Here is a 17457-nt window from a genome sequence, read left to right as displayed (position 1 = left end):
GGTCGCGCGTGGGGCAGTCAATACTTGCAGCACGCCCACGACCTTGACGCCCGCCACCATCCGAAGCCATTTGCATTAAGCAAAAATTGCGTCCATAAACGTGTGTTTCGAGAAACTAAAAGGCGCTCCTCTCTTACCAATCAAAGGCCGGATGACACGCGAGGACGATCATGAGAAATAACGCCATTATTTCCGCTTGGCATGAAGCCACCGACCGCACCAACGAGCTGTTTCGAGAGGCCGATCGTCTCAACGCGATTGCTTATGAACTGCTAGCCCATGCCACAGATTCGTCTGAAGCCATGATCGCGTTTCAAAACGCGCGCGCAGCAGCGGATGCGAAAAGCCTTGAAGGCAAAAAAGCCTGGGACCAGGCGAGGGCCGTATTTCGGAAGAAACACTGATCGCTAGTCGCGCGTCAATCGAACGCTCACCCATTTGTGAGGAGCTAAAACCTTTGATCATGGTGCGGCTCGTAATCTTGCGTTTCGCTTTAGAGAGGGAGGTGTGTATCTATGCAACTCGATAGCCACTGTCGGAATATTATCGTTATTGGGGCTTCCGCCGGTGGAGTCGAAGCATTAAGGACTCTATTTCGCTCCCTTCCCTCTGACTTGCCAGCGGCTTTTTTGGTAGTGCTACATATTCCTCCGCACTCGCCGAGTGAGCTAGGAAGGATACTTGCTCGTGAAACCAGCATGAAGGTCATTTCGGTACAAGCCAATCAACCGCTCAAAACCTCAACCGTCTACGTCGCCAGCGCTGATCACCATCTGCTTGTGACAAAGGAGGGGGTCCGCCTTACTCGCGGACCGAAGGAATGCAGAGTTCGTCCGGCTATCGATGTACTCTTTCGCTCAGCGTCGGTGGCTTATGACTCTAGGGTGATCGGAGTGATACTGACCGGAGCGCTGGACGACGGAACAGCGGGACTTTGGGCGATAAAGGACAAAAACGGTACGGCACTCGTGCAGGATCCTTCTGAAGCTACTTATGAATCCATGCCCCGTAGTGCAATAGAGCACGTCGAAACAGACTTTGTAGGCACGCTTACTGAGCTGGCGAATCAGATAGCAACGCGGGTTAGATTGCCGATCAAGCAATTGGCCACAAGGCCCTTAAACGAGCGCCATCTGATCGAGACGAGCATCAGTGAAAATGGCAACGGCTTGGAAGCTGGGGTCATGAGTATAGGGAATATTTCGAGCTATACATGCCCCGATTGTCATGGAGTTTTGGTGCAGATAGAAGAAGGATCGATTGTCAGGTTTCGCTGCCATACGGGCCATGCGTTTTCGATCAAGACCCTAATCGCTGAAGTTAACGCCGCGATTGATACCGGGCTCTGGGACGCGCTCAGGGCGGTTGAAGAAAGAATTATGCTGCTTCGTCAAATGGGCGACCTGGCAGAAGCGCAAGGTTCTAAGAAAGATGCCGAGCGTTCCCGTTCCCAAGCCAAGGAAGCAGAAAACCGTTTGAAGCCGCTCCGCGAGCTTGTACTAGACCCAGACTTTTTTCGCACCAGTTGAGTGACGCAATCAATCAGCACCCTCAGGGGGATCAGCGACGATTGCTCCTAGCTGATCGCTGCCCACCAGAGCGACTCCCTAGAACTGTCGTAGCCGATCGCATCTGTAATCGCCTTTGCACGGTGCCAGGTTTCCATAGCCAATACCTGCAACGCGAAGCCTCGCGCAACCTCATCCGGACACTCAAGTAATACGCTCTGAGCGATGCCCAGCACCCCGCCGTGATTAGCTTGTATACCAAAGTGACCGGAAAAGACCTCTTTCAGTATATAGCGAGCACTGGTACCGATATCGCCGCAGACCACGCCGACGGCAGCAATGACCAAGCCGAAGCCGGATGTTTTGGAGGTGAGTGTGCAATGGTCGCCGTTTCACTCACGAAGTCCCGGGGCCATCGAAGGTGGTGGCTTGGCCGCCGGTGGCGCTGCGTTGGGGCTGCTGGGCGGTGGTTTGACCTCTCTCAGGTTGCGAGGAATAAATGCATGGCTTCCCTAGGTATGATCGATGCGATGCAGAGATTAAGCAAAGGGCGCCGGAAACGCGCTTAGTATCCCGACGGAAGGAAAAAGCCTCCGCAAAAAAGCATAAAACTGCTCCGCTCGGCCTCCTGCTGCCGCCGCCGGCTAACTTTTAGCTCCGGTTGAGGTTCTAAAGACGTGCAACCTAAATTTGAAACCGGCCGACCACATGGCCTATCGATATGTTGGGTAATCAATGCAGCCATACACACCCGCGCACCAGATTATTGTCATAGGCGCTTCCACTGGCGGGCTTCAAGCACTTCGGGAACTCCTAGGCCATTTCCCAAACGATCTCAACGCGTCAGTTTTCATTACCATGCACATCGGGGGAAACGCCAGTTCGTTACCGCATATCCTTGCCAAAGACACCTCTCTAGGGATCGGCTTCGCGGAGCCTCACGAAAAGATCATAAATGGGCGCATCTACGTCGCGCCGCCTGATCGTCATCTTCTAATTGAAAACGACGTCATTCAGGTTGTTCGAAGCGCCAAGGAAAATCATGCCCGACCGGCAATTGACCCCATGTTTCGCTCCGCAGCCATCAGCCACCGAAACATGGTAATTGGCGTCATTCTCACTGGCGAAATGGATGACGGGATCGTTGGACTGCAAGCGGTCAAGGTGTATGGGGGGTTAGCATTGGTACAGGACCCGGCCACCGCCGAGGCGCCCTCTATGCCGGAGAGCGCACTTCGCCATGTAGAAGTTGATGCCTGCCGATCCGTAGCGGAACTAGGGAAGATAATCGTTCAGACAGTCCAAGAGCGTGCTGCGGTGGGCACAGCACTGTCTATGCATTCTCGCATTGAGCCATTCGCCACCGAGAATGAGCTCACCTTCGATTTGAGCGCGGGAGCCCCAAACGCTGTATCTCAGGTAGGCGCCGCATCAGGAATGTCTTGCCCCGAATGCGGGGGCGCGCTGTGGGAGATAGGCGCTTCGCCACCGCGGTATCGTTGCCATACCGGTCATAGCTACACCGCTGCAGCGCTGTTCCAATCCCAGAACAAGACAATGGAAGATGCTCTTTGGGTGGCCATACGAGCGCTGCATGAAAAGCAAACGCTGCTGGACCAGCTGGCGGAGCGCAGCAAATGCAACGGGCGCAGCAAGGCGGTGGACGAATACGAGCTTGCGAGAGAGGAGCTTAATTCACACAGCGCCGTTCTACGGGAGCTAATCGCGAACCTACGCTGACTGGATGTCGTCATTGTAGGGAAGCTCCTATCACAAGACATCGATTTGGACGATTAACTGCTGGACGCTGCGGATTAAGCCTGGCAGATAGGTGCGCATTAAAATCTGGCTCACGATGCCACGGTATTTTGGAATCAATCGTCGAACGCGAAGTACTATTATTTTAGACCTTTACAGCTCAGTCTCGCTGGCTAAGGCATTTTTATATCCTGCGGACTCATGAAACTGCGCTTGGGATTTGCCAGCCCGCTTAGCTGCATACAACGCTTCATCGGCCTTACCCAATGCGTCAGCGAAGTCGCCCTCGGTCCACAGCGCTCCCCCGATGCTACAGCCTACCCTGATCACCTCGCCTGCTAGCGGGACCGGTTCCGCGAGCTTTGTAATGATGCGTTGAGCTGCGCTCTGCACGTTTGCCAGTGATTCGCCCGCCCTCAACCGCAGCAGCAGCACGAACTCGTCACCGCCGTGGCGTACCGCAATGTCGCCATCGCGCACGGTTGCTAAGAGCCGTAGCCCAACAGCATGAAGCAGGGCATCCCCAACGGCATGTCCAAAACGATCGTTCACTGGTTTGAAACCATCCAGATCCAGGCATAACACGCCAAAAGCAGGACGGTGAACAGGCTCACTTTCTATATTCTTGACGTAGTTTTCCAACGCGGCGCGATTAGGCAAACCTGTCACCGTATCGCGATAGGCTACCCCTTTGATGAGCGCCAATTGCTCCTTCTTTTGCGTCAGGCTTTCAACCAAGTGTCGAATGACCATGCTCAGCTTTTCTACTTCAATACTCCCCTTCACCAGCGGAATGTCTACATCGGCCCTTCGGAGAGAAGCGTAGCAGCCTCAGCTATTCGGTTTAGCGGTCCAGTGATGACACCAGCCACAAACCATCCAATCACAGCAAAAGCGATGGACAACATGCTCCCCCAAAGCAGTATTTCTGCGCGGAGTCCGTTTGCCTCAGCAAAGGCGACTTCTGCCGGCTGACGCGTTACAACGGTCCAGCCCAAACCAGGGTAACCATCAAGTCCTTTGCTTTCAGCCGATCCCACCACATAGGTTTTTCCATCCTGCCATTTATTCACCGACCATCGGATCTCACTGTTATGAGCTATGCCGGCCTCACTTGGCTTGCCGATCAGGTGCTTGGGGCCGAGCAGGACATTCCCGTCTTTGCTAACGACCAGAAACTCTAAACCCGGAAGGCTATTTTTCAGAGGCTCGAACATGGTTCGGCCTATTTCTGCGGCCCATTGCCAGGAAAGGTGGGTGGCCAGTACGCCGATAAAGCGTCCGGCTTTATCCTGTACCGGCATGCTGATGTCGACAAACTTCATTGCTTCCCCCGAAGGGTTGGGCAAAAGCTTTGCAAGCATTACCGCTTCGTGTACGTCGCCGACAAACGTCTTGTCCTGCCCTTCCATGAAGACTGGCCGATGCGCAATGCTGACGCCCTCAAGCAAACGACCGGTCGAAGCAACGACCGTTCCTTGAGCGTTAGTGAGTCCAATCCATGAATAGCTCGGGAATTGGGCGTTGAGGTGGTTGAGCGGACTTCTTGCTTCACCTACGTTAGCAGGGTTGCGCAGTGCCTCCAGCGCACTCAAGACGCCGAGTTCCTTGGAGCGGCTGTACATGTCACGATCAAGGCGGTCAATCATCGAGGCGGCATATTCAACGAGGTGATGTCCTGTCTGTTCTTTGTGGCGGGAAATGGCGGAGGCGCCAATGACACTACCGAAAATGCAAGTGAGGACTAGCACGGCGAGGGCCACTACAATCGCGAATTTTGCCCGAAAGCTCTTAAAGGGAAGAAGCTGCATGATAGGTAGGCCCAGTCGATTAAACGCCTACGATCCCTGGCATCCTTGCAGGGTTATCGGCCAGCAGCGCCCTTGCTTTAACCACTACAGGTGGCCTCCTTTGCATGTCTCCTAGATTAAGGAGCGCATCGCCAGAAGGTTTTAGGGTTCGGGCTGTGGCGAATCTTGGATCGCAAGCGTTGGCGAGGGTTACCAATATTACTACTTCCACAGCCCTTTTTGCGTACTTGACTACTCAAAACCCGCCCACCTACAAGCGGATGCCGGGCCTATGTGAACGCCGAGATTCTTCGCGACAGTGCGGCTGGTGGAGTAAACGAGCCGAGGCATGGTAGACAGATTGAGCGTACACTGTCGTATCAACCATTCGTCTGCGTAAGGCCAGCTATGACCGCTAACTGGGAAGCGCTACCACAAATCGATGGCGAAATTGTGGTCGTAGAAGACGATTCAAATCTGCGTGCGCTTACAAAGCAGATCGTAGAAGAAATAGGCGCGAAGACAGTAGCATTTGAGACCGCCAATCAAGCGTTGGTTTATCTGCTGCAATCAAGACAGCCTTGTAGCCTTGCAATTGTTGATTACGGGTTACCGGGTCAGATTAATGGAATGGACTTTATACGGATGATCAGTAACAAATGGCCATCAACAAAAACAATACTCATGTCCGGCTATGAGCTGATGCCAGAAACCGTTCCTTCTCCGACCATTTATCTGCAAAAGCCGTGGTCAATGAAAGACCTAACCAAATCTATACTGATCTACTTCACCCCGGTTACCCAACAGCAGAACGGACACATCCTTTTCAAAAACATTAGTTTCAACTCGTTTGTATCCACCCGGTACACTGCTGAGAAGTATTATTAAGGCAATCTCGACATCATCAGCTGCGCCATGTCCGAATTCAGGCTAAGCCCATTTAGCATGACTACTGCTTAATAGTTTCCCAATCGCATGCGCGCATAAATTATGGACATCAAGGCCCATTTTTCCCGCCAGGCAAACACCGATAGAGGGGCTTGCTGCTTATTAAAACAATCCGAACCAGACATATTCGGCGCCGCCAGATACAAGTCGCCGGATTGAAATTCATCGATTCTGAAGGGCAGTCATACCTGAAGCGAGTTATCTGGAACGTCCGCTTCTGGCCCAGGCTGTGTGAAAACCCCAAGTAAAAAACACGCCCGCGCTTCTATGTGAAAGCTGAAATTTGTCCGCAGGTTCACAGACTTAGATTCATGCAGGCGCGCGATTTGTGGACCGACTTCAAGGTTTCAATGGGTGTTGATGGTTTTCACACAGCCTGGGCCGAAAGCTGCCGTCGACGCAGCCTGCCGCTTAGCCCTCGCACGTATGCCTTGTCTCGAATACTGCATGAACATACAGTTTCAAGTAAGCACCCCATGAGTTGCGAACAAGCCAAAGCGCTGAAAATCCAGCAATGGTGCGATACGCTCGATAATCACAACTTCCTGTTATAGAACCCTGAGGCGTATCGGTCCAGTCTGCATTATCTGTACACCAATTGCAGGGCCAACCGGATGAACGTGCTGATGCAAGACGGCGTGGGTATCTGGCTTGCTGCGCGACGACTGAACCAGCATCTGGCTCGCTACGAGCCCATGGACATACGTGCCGGCACCGAAACTGCTCTGGCAGGAGTGGTGGCAGTGTTCGGTGCGGCGCAGCCGCACTGTGCCTATCTATTCACCAATCGCTGCGCCAGTCAGTGGAAAATTCTGGTGCATGACGGAGCGAGTATAGGCGCACTGGTGGGAAACAATCCTACTGCTACGACAATGGCCAGCCCACGAAATATGTTTATGCTATTCAGGATTCCACAACCGCATCGCCAAGCTATTATGCACTGCCGTCGCGCAGACAGCAGCTTGGCCTGTGGCAACGCTGATCTGCTTGAGCGAATCGACCACATCACCCACTGCATACAGGCCGGAAACAGACGTGCCCTGATGGGAATCAACACGCAGAGCTCCTTCCTCATTAGCCTCGGCGCCAAGCTGCATTGCCAAATCAGAGCAGACATGCGATCCCAAGGACGGGTAGACGACGTCGAAGCATAGCGATTCGCCATTGCAGGTCGCCACTTGCACTTGCCTGTTGCTGACCTCGATCTGCTTAACTCGGTCGCGTACTATTTTTATTCCCGCATCACGCGCTGTGGCAATCGCGTCCTCACAGCCATGAACATCTTCATTTACAAGCACTGTCACCCGATCAGTAAAGCTGCGGAGAAACAACGCATGTTTTATTGCGCACTGCGCCTCCCCGTAGACCGCGACGTTGTCACCGTTCACCTCGTATCCGTCGCAGATCGGGCATAACCGGATAATGGCTTGTGCGACTGCATCGTAAGGCCGCTCCATATGCGGAAGCGTGTCAACGATACCGGTAGCAAGTACGACTCTGCGAGCGGTCACAGATCTTTCATTTATTTGAGCTATGAACCCGGTGCTATTCTTTATTAGAGATTCTATTCGCCCGTCTTCAATTCGCGCGCCGTAACGCTTAGCTTGCTCGCGCAGGCGCGCAAGCAGCTCGCTGCCAGAGATGCCAGGTGGGAAGCCAGGATAGTTATGAGATACCGGGATCAAGCTCGCACGGCTTGGCCCGCCGTCCGCAACGAGTACCTTTCGGTGAAACCGACCCAGGTACACAGCTGTCGTCAACCCAGCTGGCCCGGCACCAATGACCAGACAATCGAGATCTCCCTGCCCTGGCCCGGCTGAACCAGGCCGAGCGGATATTGGTGTGTGCACATCTATTTCCGGAGACATGATCTTTCCCGCAGCGCATAGAACAGTAGAGACCTGAAGATTGAGATGGAAATTCACCAGATAGATAAGCGGTCGCTTATACCGATGGCTTTGTGCAAATAGGACGTTTCTGCAGGGTTAGCCGCCGACTCATTGCTGGATTGAACTCCGTTATCGCTCGCCCCCTCAATAGGCTCCCGAGCGACGCTTGTAGTGGTCAACTAATCCCGGACACGACGTTAAGCTTTTTCTCGGCGCGCGCTGGCGCCAAGCCATCGTTGAATTGGTGAGGCCGAATCTAGTTGTAGCGATGCATCAAAAAATGGCTGATATCGCGCTGTGCTTCCTGTGCAGTTCGATAACCCACGATCGGTATCCATTCTGTTTTCAAGCTGCGGAATACGCGCTCCATCGGGGCGTTATCCCAACAGTTTCCTCGTCGACTCATGCTCTGGCGCATGCGGTATCGCCACAACCGCTGGCGAAAGAGTCGACTTGCATATTGCGATCCTTGGTCCGAGTGGAATAGCAGATCCGAAGGCCTGCCACGCTGCTCGTAGGCCATGTTCAGCGCCTTGATCACCAGCTCAGCGTCTGGTTTTCCGACAACGCCCAACCCACGATCCGGGCGCGTACACAGATCTAGGACGACAGCCAGGTAATGCCATTTTCCTTGCGCCCAAATGTAGGTGATATCGCCGCACCAGACTTGATTGGGCGCTGGCACCTCGAACTCGCGGTTCAATGTGTTCGGGATATCGAGTCTTTCTAGCGTCGCTCTTTTGTAAGCGTGTGAGCCGGGTTGTTTGCTGACTAAATCAAGCTCGCGCATCAACTACGCACTTTGAATCGACCTAGTTGCTCACCATCTTCACGCATCAGCGAGGGAATGCTGCGACTGCCTGCAGCGCTGCGACTTTGCGAGAACAGCTCACTGACGCGACTACGCAATCGAAGCCGTTCAACATCGGGCGTGCGGCGCCGCAGGCGCTGGGCGTAGTAACACGAGCGGGTCACGTCAAACACATTGCACAGCCAATCGACCGGCTCATGGGCGCTCAACTGGTCAATCAGCGCGAACGCTCGTGATCTTCCGACATCAAGAGCGCGGTAGCCTTTTTTTTAATATGGATTTCTCTCGCTCAAGCCGAGCGATCCGGGCCTCAAGTTCCTGGATTTTCTGCTGCTCTGGGGTCAGCGCCTTGCTCTGCGGAGTGACGCCTTGGCGCTCTTTTTGAACCTGGTCAACCCAGCGGCGCAACGCTGACTCGCCAATACCGAGTGAACGGCTGGCTTCGATGTAGCTGTAGTTTTGCTTGAGCACGAGGTCGGCAGCCTCGCGCTTGAATTCAGGGGTAAAGGAGCGGCGTTGTTTGGTCATCTGACACCTCGATCTGGCGAGCATTCTCGCCTAAATGGGTGTCCGGTTTCATTAGACCACTACACTCATGGCCCCCACTCAGAGTGGAGGTGGCGCTTTTGCAAGCGCCACCTCCACTCTATTTGCACCTTCTTGAGTTGTGTCTTCTATAGAGCTTTCTCGGCGTTAAAACCGTCGAAGTTCTCGAAGACGCCCATGAAGCAAGGAACAGTCGACTCGCGTGCCCAGTCACGCTGGAGCTCGCAGTACATCTGCACGCGGCTGATGAGTTTCGCGCCTGCCTGCTCGATTCTGCGCAGGGCCGCTTCGTGCGCGGCGGGCGAGGTGCCGCCGACCGCGTCGACCGGCACATAGACCTCGTAACCTTCCTGAATCGCATCCAGTACCGGGAAGGTCAGGCAGGCTTCGGTCCAGAGCGCGGTCATGATGAGTTTGCGGCGGCCGAGCGCTTTCACTGCCTGCTTGAACTCGATGTCCTCCCAGCTGTTGATGGTCGTGCGGTCATAAGTCGGCAGATGGCCGAGTACGTCCTGCAGCTGTTGAATTGGCGGCTTGTTACGGCCGGTACCGACGTTGACCGTTGAGTGAATGATCGGGAGGTTGTAGTTGACGGCTGCCTTGGCAACGCTGGTGATGTTGAAAACCAGCTCGTCGCGAGGCATCGAGCGGATCGAGGAAACCTGAATCGGCTGATAATCGATGATGATCAGCGCCGAATTTTCGGGGGTCAGGAGGTGGTCGGTATGGGGATTGCGGATCGTCTCGCTTGTCATGTGTAGTCCCTGTTCTCAGTTGTGATGCACGCATGTCGGAGGGCCAGTGCATGCTCGGGTGGCCGGGCGCGACGGTGACGACGCGTCTACTGATATTGTTAGTGGATTGGTTTTTCCGGGAAACGTACGCCAGCGGCGACGTTGCCCGGAGCAAGGATTATGCTGTTGCGAATTTTGCCGCAGTAGTAGCATCCCGAGGCTAGCTGTGTCGCACAAAGGGGAACGCCGATTTGGATATCGAAGAGCTGCAAACATTCGTCGAAGTGGCCGATGCGGGAGGGGTTTCGCCAGCAGCGCTGCGGCTTGGCGTGTCCAAGTCGATCGTCAGTCGCCGGCTCGCTCGGCTTGAGGCGGAACTAGGCATCCAACTGCTTGCACGGACCACTCGCGGGGCTGCCGTTACTGAAGCGGGGGCGACGTTTCGAGACTATGCAGCCAGGGTCTGCGCCGAGATTGAGGTGGCCAAGGAAACGATCCTGCCGCAGGGCCCCCTTCGCGGCCGCTTGCGCGTTGCGGCGCCGTTGTCCTTTGGTCCCACTCATTTCGCGCCTATGCTCGCGGAAATGGCGCGCCGCCACCCCGAACTCCATATCCAGACCTGCTACAGCGATCGCTTCGTTGACCTCATTGCCGAGGGTTTCGATTGTGGGATACGCGTCGGTTACCTTCCGGACTCCAATCTGATCGCAAGGCGTATCGGCCCGATCTACACGAAACTCGTCGCAAGTTCAAGCTATATAAAAGCGCATGGGGCACCCGAGTCACCGGAGGAACTCGCCACGCACGAGGCGCTCATGCAGGGCACCGAAGCGTGGCAATTCATGGATGGCAATAAGATCATCACGGTTCGTCCCCAGGGGCGCTTCAAGGCGGACAACGGCATAGCGATCGTGGCTGCCGCGTCCGCAGGGCTCGGCGTCGCGTACCTTCCGGACTGCCTGACCTACGAGCATGTGACCTCAGGGGCGCTGGTGCCGATCATGACCCGGTTCCCACCGCCACCGGCGGGCGCCTATGTGGTCCGTCCGCCAGGTCAGCATCCGGCACGGAAGATACGGATGCTTGCAGAGCTGCTGATCGAATCGTTTGGACAGTCTCCGCACTTTGCGGGGCCTGCTCGTATTTGATGCGCAGCAAACTCACCACTTGCCGTCCAGGTCATTTCAAGCTATTGAGCTACGTTGGTCATAAGCCGACTGTCTATCGGTATCGGTCGATTAGCAAAAGGGTCGTAACGAGTCCGATCAACGCGCCATGGACAAACTTAATGAGCGGCGGAGTCGGTAACGACATTCTGGTCGAAAGAGAGGACGCCTTGGCATGCTTACTACCAGGTTGCACGGTCAAAATGTGTCCTTTGCGCCGACGGTACTGCCTCACTCTCGGTGGCCGGTGAGACCGGGGAGTCATTCGCAGTGGTGGGACTGGTGAGAAGCGACTATCGAGGGGAACCTGGATTAAAAAGCCTCGCCAAACACATCTTTGGAGACATCCCGCTAGCCCGACAGGCTTGAAAACTCACAGAGCGCAGCCGCTTGGCAATCTCAGCAATCAATCCAGCATGACCATCCCACCGCAACAAAAAGCCCGCCACTCTAGTGGTGCCCGGCCTCCGACCTGTGGAGCAGTTCGACAAACTGGGCAGTTAGCTTGTGGTTAGGCGCCAGGTTAATCAGGGGCAGGCACCGCTCATGTGACTCTCTCATCTTGACCGAGCTACTCAGGTAAACCGGAAGCACCAGCAGCCCTACATCGATCAACTCCTCGACCGTCGTACGATGAAACCCAGCTGTGTTCGAATATTGATTGATGACAATGCCTTCAAGACCAGTAACTCATTATGGTCAGCTTTGAGCTGTTCAACCTGGGCCATTATCTGATAGAGGGCATGGCGGGCGAAAGTGTCGCAGTCAATGGGATCAGAACAGCATCGGACGCAATCAGAGCGCTGAAGGTATAGAAATTCATCGCGGGCGGCGTATCTATGTAGATACGGTCGTAATCCTGTGCAAGCTCTTCCAGCAGTCGACGACATTTGTTGATTTTGAATTTTGCTTCAAGCTTTTGCTGTAGGTCCGCTAGCTCGCTGCTGGCAGCGATAATGTGCAAATTGTCATGGACAGTCTCAAAAATACGAACGCGATTATTCTTGGCTGCCAGCCCTGAAGACAGTGTTTGTTTGAAGAAATCAGCAATGCCGACCGGCGCATCGTCGCCAGTCAAGCCAGTTAAGTAATGAGTGGTATTGGCCTGTGCATCAAGATCGAGCGTCATCGCCACCTGCCAGTGGAAGGTGTGCAGTTTCACCCTGAGAGCATCCTGACCGAAAACGGCCTGGACCTGTTTCGCAGTTTCATCAAGTGTTACGTGCACCAGTGATCCGCCAGAAGGGGCGCACTCCCCTTCTTTTCCGTACTCCAGCTGTTTCATTCCCGCTATAACAAGAGCGACTCGTTTATGGACGAACACAACTCCCCCGTCTGCAGCCGGAACCAGGCCGGGCGTACCGCACCGCTGACCGCCTTCATGAGTCTCGCCAAAGATGCTAACCGTTGCGATTGGGAGCGCCTGCTGAACAAAGTGCTGCGTCAGCTCGGCTTCGGCAGCTACCTCATCAGCCTGGGACCGGCAGCACCGAGGGATACCGACCCTCTCGCCGGCCTCATCGCCACCTTTCCCAAACGCTGGCTGGAACACTATCGCGGTGACGGGTTGATCGAGATCGACCCGATACTCAGGCACTAAAGATGCTAACCGTTGCGATTGGGAGCGCCTGCTGAACAAAGTGCTGCGTCAGCTCGGCTTCGGCAGCTACCTCATCAGCCTGGGACCGGCAGCACCGAGGGATACCGACCCTCTCGCCGGCCTCATCGCCACCTTTCCCAAACGCTGGCTGGAACACTATCGCGGTGACGGGTTGATCGAGATCGACCCGATACTCAGGCACTGTCGACGCGAACTGCTACCTTTTTTCTGGGACAGCGAGCGCAGGCGCGCCCGTGGACGTTCCCGGCACTTCTGGCAACAACGCGAGCAACACGGCCTGCGCAGCGGCCTGAGCATCCCGCTGCGCTACGAGCTGCTCAGGGGAACACTGAGTGTGGCTTTCGATGACACCCAGATCACCGAACAGGAGGGCTTTTCCAACCCTGCCGTTTATCAACTGTTCATGCTCATCCCCTACCTGCTCGCCGGAATGCGCCATCAGTTGTAAGTTCCTGCCCAACCCTGCCAGGACCTCACGCCCAAGGAGTTGGACTGCCTGTATTGGGCCAGCGTCGGCAAGACCTCTTGGGAGATTAGCCACATCCTGACCTGTTCCGAGCGCACCATCGACTTCCACCTGCTCAATGCCCGACGCAAGCTGGGTTCGGTGAGTCGCCAACAGGCCGTCAGTGCTGCAGTGGCCTGCGGGCTGGTCATGCCGACAGTTGCCCCACCGGTTTACAGACGCCAGAAATGATAACCCTCGGCCTCGTAGGACTCCCGATCCAGGACAGCCTTGACATCAATCACACACGCCCCGGGCAATAACTTGGTGCGCATTTGCTGCAATGAGGTGCGCCGATAGGCCTCATGCGGCACAGCCACGATCAGCGCATCGCCTGCGGGCAGCTGTTCCCAACTGCTCAATGCGCAGTCGTACTGACGCATGACCGTCGCCGGGTCGGCCAGTGGGTCATTCACATGGACGTTGACGCCATAGGCTCGCAATTCGACGATCATGTCGTGAACCTTCGAATTGCGCACATCTGCGCAATTTTCCTTGAACGTGATTCCCATCACATTGATCGTCGAGCCCTTCACCACACGGTTGGAGGAGATCAGCAGCTTGATGGTTTTCTCGACGATCCACTTGCCCATGCCATCATTGATTCGCCGCCCGGCAAGGATCACCTGGGGATGGTAATCAAAAGCATCTTAAACCTGCGGATGGCCGCCACTCGCCAGACACCTGGGCTACTTCTTCAGGAACCGCAGCGACCCCACAATACCATTCGGCACATGCTAGCAAACAACGTCTCGGAGTCGTATGGATTGATCGGTTGGCAGTCGCCACACGGCTTGCGACCCCTGTTCTCGACAGAAATGACCGGACGCGGATACAACCGAGACTGGATCGAGCGCCCGCTGGCTCACGTCGACATCAGCTTCATCCGCGACGTGCACAACCACGCAGCCTACTTGAGTTCGCACCGCACGTTGAGGTCTACGGGATGCGGCTCGACGTGGCGAAGGTGATCAGCATGACATCGACCAAGGCGAGCTGTGACGTGATGGCAGCACAGATGAACTATGAGGATTCCAGCGGGGACCTGAAAATCCTTGAGTACCGGACCGCTGGTATCGGTTGCCGGGGCCAGAACTGAGCACGGACCGAGCGGGCAGACTTACGCTGGTAAAAAGCCGGGTTGAAGCGTCAATTCCGGCGATTGATCGCCTGGTTACCGGCTTTCATGACTCGTGGAGTACGATGAGGATTGATAGCTTAGGCAGGAGAGCCCAATGACTGAATCAGCGCGCACCACGGTAAAGTGCCTTGATCCCGGCGATGGCTCCGGCGATGTGATTGTGGAATTACCCGACGATATTCTGCGCGAGCTCGGGCTCACGACGGGCGACAGACTCTTCATCGAGCTCATCAATGGCGATATCGTACTCAAGCCAGTCCGCGAGTGCCGTGAATCTGATTAGCTGCCCTTTGCAAGCGCTCTGTCTCGTCATGTTGAGCTGATGAAGCCTTTCCAGCGGGGGTACAAAGGACGGCGTCAGCCTACCGCCGTCCTCATGGTCGGCGCGTTATTTGGCTGGATAGTTGGCTACTACTTGGTCCTCGCCGCTTTTGGTTAAACCAATGACTTGGTAGGCGTGGCTTACGCCATCAACCTCCATGCCTGGGGATCCAGCTGGCATTCTCGGTACGGCGATCCCGACCAGATCGTTCCGCCCCCTGAGATCTCGAATCTGCTCAGCTGGCACGTGACCTTCAACAAACTTTCCGTCAATCACGGCTGTGTGGCAGGACGCTAACCGTGGCGCTACGCCCAGCTTCTGTTTCACTGCGCTCATGTCCGTCTCAACATGGTCGGTCACTTTGAAACATTGGCTTCCAGGTGCGCGATCCATTTCTTGCAGCAACCGCAGTTCGCGTCTCGGTGAACGTCGATGGACAATGGCTCGGCAGCGTAGGCCCTCGAGGTCACCAGCAGCCCAGCGATAGCGGCTAGACGAACGAGTATCCGGTTAGTTGGCAGGAGTGTGTTCCTTACCGTCTTTGTGAACATGCGTCTTTGGCGACGATTGCGGGTGGGCATCCGGATGGGCTTCGGCCGCATTGTGGTCACCGTGATGATCTGCCGCTTGAGCGGGGCCTGCGGGTGCAGCTCCATGGTCGTGAGATGCCTGGGCATGATCGTCGTCTGCCGCTTCGTCGTGATCGCCATGCTCGGCATTACCGCTTACGCCGTGCTGACCCTCATGGTTATGCATATCGCTTTCACCGCCGCCGTGCTGGTGGCCACCGCTCGTGGCCACCAAAGCCTCGTACTGCTCCGGATTCATTTGGGGCAGTTGATCCAGGAACGCGACGATTCCCCAGATGTACTCGTCACCCATGCTCTTGCCCCAAGCGGGCATGCCGGTGGCTTTGATACCGTGTTTGATCGTCCAGAATGCGGCGGCCGGATCGCCTCCGCCACCCACCTTGGTGAGGTCAGGTGGCGACGGGTATAGCGCTTGGCTTAGTTCAGTCTTCTCAACGCCTGGGGCGAGGTGGCACCCAATGCACATGGCGTTGTAGTTGCCTGCTCCTGCCTTGATCAACGCCGCGTCCTTGAGGTCAGGCACTACAATGTCTCGCGCTCGAACCTCTATCGACCGGTCGCGAGCCATGGCGAGAAACGAATGAACAGCCGGAAAGTGAGGATCATCGGCTCCGACATTCACCAAGCCGAAATACGCCGTGCCCAAAACCGCAGCACTTCCGACAGCACCGGCCACGAGCAGCGTTGTAATTGTTCTTTTCATGTTGGAATTCTCAGAACCACATCCGGATACCGGCAACGAAGCGTGCCTCATTAACATCTCCACCCTCGTCTCGGATGAAGTCAGCGGTGTTGCCGTAGGAGCGGCTCCAGGTCACGCCTATATACGGGGCAAACTGGCGGATAATTTCATACCGTAGACGCAGCCCGACTTCGGTATTGGCCAGACCCGAGCCAACACCGCGCTCAGGATCGTTCTTGCCATAGAAGTTCGCCTCGGCCGTGGGCTGCAAAATTAAGCGATTGGTCAGCAGGATGTCGTATTCTCCCTCAAGACGCGCAGCAGTCTGGCCGTTCTCGCCGATGAACGCCGTGGCTTCGGCCTCGAAGTCATACAAGGCCATGCCCTGAATACCAAAGGCTGCCCAGGTCTGGGGTGATTCCGGTTTGAAATCCTGACGGACTCCGGCGACCACATCCCACCAGGGACTGACCGCGCGCCCGTACAGCAATTGCAGCTCAGCGTCTTCGGTTAACCCATTTGTGCGCTCGCCTTCCGAACGAACCCAGAGTCGATTGATGTCGCCGCCTATCCAGCCTGATGCGTCCCAGGCCAGGGTGCTGCCCTCATCGGAGTCCTGGTATTCGAGCTGGTCCAACAGGAAGAAGCTATTGATTCCGCTGTCGTGCACCTGGTGGCCACCCAAAGGCGGAAAGGCTGCCTCGCGGTCGGCATCAGTGAGCACTGGAATCGGCGTGCGGCTCGTTGTGGTTGGAGAAGTCGCTGAACCATGGTTCATCTGGGAATGGTCCATGCCCTTCATCGAACCGTGATCCATGCCCTTCATGTTTCCATGGTCCATCTTGCTATGGTCCACCGGGCTGGATTTGCTCTGGCTTTGAGCATGCCCCATCTGGCTGTGATCAACAGGGGCAGTCTGTTTCTGCTGTTTGCTCACCACCATCTTGCTGTGATCCATCGCCGGCATCGCTTCGGACGGAGCAGCATCCATTTGCATGGAACCGTGCCCCATTTTCGAATGATCCATGCCCGAGTGATCCATTTCTTCAGCGGCGAAGCTGGGCGTTACGCCCAGCATGCCGATTAAAACAGTCAGGGCCAGCAGCGAAGGCCGCCCAAAGCTATTGGCCATCTTTCCCTGCCTTAGCTTTGTCGCTGCCATGCGATTCCATCATTTTGTCGTGGTCCATGCCTTCCATCGAGCCATGGTCCATCCCTTTCATCGAGCCGTGATCCATACCTTCCATGGAACCATGGTCCATGCCTTCATGGTTCATCCCCTGGCCCTGCTTGTCCTGCGAGCCTTTGGCTTTGCCTGCCTCGGTGGATTTCTGGGAGTGCTGATCATGGTTGTCCCTGGACCACGACGCCGGGGCATAAACAGCCAGCATGCCTACCATCGCAGCAGAAAAGAAAAAGGCGCTTCGTTTCATTGGTTTGCTCATC

General features: G+C 55.6%; 18 protein-coding genes and 5 pseudogenes. 11 read left to right on the top strand and 12 right to left on the bottom strand.

Annotated elements, in window-relative coordinates:
- The first annotated feature begins 170 nt into the window (after window positions 1-170).
- Both J3P90_RS10825 and J3P90_RS10820 read left to right on the top strand, forming a co-directional pair.
- Complete coding sequence (locus J3P90_RS10825; RefSeq protein WP_434676322.1) at window positions 171-404, top strand: hypothetical protein; 234 nt, start codon at window positions 171-173, stop codon at window positions 402-404.
- 111 nt (window positions 405-515) lie between these two features.
- Entirely contained in the window at window positions 516-1529 is a 1014-nt protein-coding gene (locus tag J3P90_RS10820; protein WP_434676321.1) for a chemotaxis protein CheB, read from the top strand.
- 203 nt (window positions 1530-1732) lie between these two features.
- Here J3P90_RS10820 and J3P90_RS10815 read toward each other — a convergent pair.
- Window positions 1733-1855, bottom strand: a pseudogene (locus tag J3P90_RS10815) (KUP/HAK/KT family potassium transporter); the annotation flags it as partial.
- Window positions 1856-2243: 388 nt separating this feature from the next.
- On the opposite strand from J3P90_RS10815, the gene J3P90_RS10810 reads away from it, so the two are divergent.
- Window positions 2244-3248, top strand: a complete 1005-nt coding sequence (locus J3P90_RS10810) for a chemotaxis protein CheB (RefSeq protein WP_434676320.1) — start codon at window positions 2244-2246, stop codon at window positions 3246-3248.
- Between the two features lie 171 nt (window positions 3249-3419).
- On the opposite strand, the gene J3P90_RS10805 is transcribed toward J3P90_RS10810, so the two are convergent.
- Both J3P90_RS10805 and J3P90_RS10800 read right to left on the bottom strand, forming a co-directional pair.
- Window positions 3420-4019 carry a GGDEF domain-containing protein gene (locus J3P90_RS10805; protein ID WP_434676319.1) on the bottom strand — a complete coding sequence of 200 codons (600 nt, stop codon included), beginning with the start codon at window positions 4017-4019 and terminating at the stop codon, window positions 3420-3422.
- Between the two features lie 44 nt (window positions 4020-4063).
- Window positions 4064-5077 (bottom strand): cache domain-containing protein, encoded by a 1014-nt coding sequence (locus J3P90_RS10800; RefSeq protein ID WP_434676318.1) that lies wholly within the window; start codon window positions 5075-5077, stop codon window positions 4064-4066.
- A gap of 387 nt (window positions 5078-5464) precedes the next feature.
- On the opposite strand from J3P90_RS10800, the gene J3P90_RS10795 reads away from it, so the two are divergent.
- Window positions 5465-5944, top strand: a complete 480-nt coding sequence (locus tag J3P90_RS10795) for a response regulator (RefSeq protein ID WP_434676317.1) — start codon at window positions 5465-5467, stop codon at window positions 5942-5944.
- 959 nt (window positions 5945-6903) lie between these two features.
- Here J3P90_RS10795 and J3P90_RS10790 read toward each other — a convergent pair.
- From J3P90_RS10790 to J3P90_RS10780, 3 genes and pseudogenes are all read right to left on the bottom strand, one after another.
- The gene (locus tag J3P90_RS10790) at window positions 6904-7872 is read right to left on the bottom strand and encodes an NAD(P)/FAD-dependent oxidoreductase (protein ID WP_434676316.1); all 969 of its coding nucleotides are present in this window, start codon (window positions 7870-7872) and stop codon (window positions 6904-6906) included.
- Between the two features lie 196 nt (window positions 7873-8068).
- Window positions 8069-9232 (bottom strand): annotated as a pseudogene (locus tag J3P90_RS10785) (IS3 family transposase).
- Window positions 9233-9378: 146 nt separating this feature from the next.
- The gene (locus J3P90_RS10780; RefSeq protein WP_434676315.1) at window positions 9379-10005 is read right to left on the bottom strand and encodes a hydrolase; all 627 of its coding nucleotides are present in this window, start codon (window positions 10003-10005) and stop codon (window positions 9379-9381) included.
- Between the two features lie 230 nt (window positions 10006-10235).
- Between J3P90_RS10780 and J3P90_RS10775 the strand changes: the two genes are divergently transcribed.
- Window positions 10236-11132 (top strand): LysR family transcriptional regulator, encoded by an 897-nt coding sequence (locus tag J3P90_RS10775; protein WP_434676314.1) that lies wholly within the window; start codon window positions 10236-10238, stop codon window positions 11130-11132.
- Window positions 11133-11600: 468 nt separating this feature from the next.
- Here the strand turns inward: J3P90_RS10775 and J3P90_RS10770 are convergent.
- Window positions 11601-12279 (bottom strand): annotated as a pseudogene (locus J3P90_RS10770) (ParA family protein); the annotation flags it as partial.
- Between J3P90_RS10770 and J3P90_RS10765 the strand changes: the two are divergent.
- The 4 genes and pseudogenes from J3P90_RS10765 to J3P90_RS10750 all read left to right on the top strand — a co-directional run.
- Window positions 12274-12384: pseudogene (locus J3P90_RS10765) on the top strand (glutamine amidotransferase-related protein); the annotation flags it as partial. The pseudogenes J3P90_RS10770 and J3P90_RS10765 sit on opposite strands and share 6 nt — an antisense overlap.
- Window positions 12385-12462: 78 nt before the next feature.
- Window positions 12463-12750 (top strand): autoinducer binding domain-containing protein, encoded by a 288-nt coding sequence (locus J3P90_RS10760; RefSeq protein WP_434676313.1) that lies wholly within the window; start codon window positions 12463-12465, stop codon window positions 12748-12750.
- Between the two features lie 40 nt (window positions 12751-12790).
- Window positions 12791-13219 (top strand): autoinducer binding domain-containing protein, encoded by a 429-nt coding sequence (locus J3P90_RS10755; protein WP_434676312.1) that lies wholly within the window; start codon window positions 12791-12793, stop codon window positions 13217-13219.
- 39 nt (window positions 13220-13258) lie between these two features.
- A complete protein-coding gene (locus J3P90_RS10750) occupies window positions 13259-13468 on the top strand; it encodes a helix-turn-helix domain-containing protein (RefSeq protein ID WP_434676311.1) in 210 nt (69 codons plus the stop codon).
- Here the strand turns inward: J3P90_RS10750 and J3P90_RS10745 are convergent.
- Window positions 13450-13869, bottom strand: coding sequence for a UDP binding domain-containing protein (locus tag J3P90_RS10745; protein WP_434676310.1), 420 nt, complete (start codon window positions 13867-13869; stop codon window positions 13450-13452). The two genes, J3P90_RS10750 and J3P90_RS10745, sit on opposite strands and share 19 nt — an antisense overlap.
- 239 nt (window positions 13870-14108) lie before the next feature.
- Here J3P90_RS10745 and J3P90_RS10740 point away from each other — a divergent pair, with 239 nt between their 5' ends.
- A complete protein-coding gene (locus J3P90_RS10740) occupies window positions 14109-14375 on the top strand; it encodes a DUF2790 domain-containing protein (protein WP_434611610.1) in 267 nt (88 codons plus the stop codon).
- Window positions 14376-14511: 136 nt separating this feature from the next.
- On the top strand, window positions 14512-14700 hold the full coding sequence (locus J3P90_RS10735) for an AbrB/MazE/SpoVT family DNA-binding domain-containing protein (RefSeq protein WP_434606351.1): 189 nt from the start codon (window positions 14512-14514) through the stop codon (window positions 14698-14700).
- Window positions 14701-14805: 105 nt separating this feature from the next.
- Here J3P90_RS10735 and J3P90_RS10730 read toward each other — a convergent pair.
- From J3P90_RS10730 to J3P90_RS10715, 4 genes and pseudogenes are all read right to left on the bottom strand, one after another.
- A pseudogene (locus J3P90_RS10730) lies at window positions 14806-15290 on the bottom strand (DUF411 domain-containing protein).
- Window positions 15250-16032, bottom strand: coding sequence for a c-type cytochrome (locus J3P90_RS10725; protein ID WP_434676309.1), 783 nt, complete (start codon window positions 16030-16032; stop codon window positions 15250-15252). The pseudogene J3P90_RS10730 and the gene J3P90_RS10725 overlap by 41 nt, the downstream one beginning before the upstream one ends.
- 10 nt (window positions 16033-16042) lie before the next feature.
- Window positions 16043-17143 (bottom strand): copper resistance protein B, encoded by a 1101-nt coding sequence (locus J3P90_RS10720; protein WP_434606356.1) that lies wholly within the window; start codon window positions 17141-17143, stop codon window positions 16043-16045.
- Window positions 17133-17456, bottom strand: a complete 324-nt coding sequence (locus J3P90_RS10715; protein ID WP_434676308.1) for a hypothetical protein — start codon at window positions 17454-17456, stop codon at window positions 17133-17135. The genes J3P90_RS10720 and J3P90_RS10715 overlap by 11 nt, the downstream gene beginning before the upstream one ends.
- Window position 17457 lies beyond the last annotated feature (1 nt).

This window comes from Pseudomonas sp. D3-10, from assembly GCF_051132175.1.
In the GTDB taxonomy this organism is placed as follows: Bacteria; Pseudomonadota; Gammaproteobacteria; order Pseudomonadales; family Pseudomonadaceae; genus Aquipseudomonas.
The sequence above is the reverse complement of the archived record's forward strand: the minus strand, read 5'-3'. Positions and strand labels throughout refer to the sequence as shown.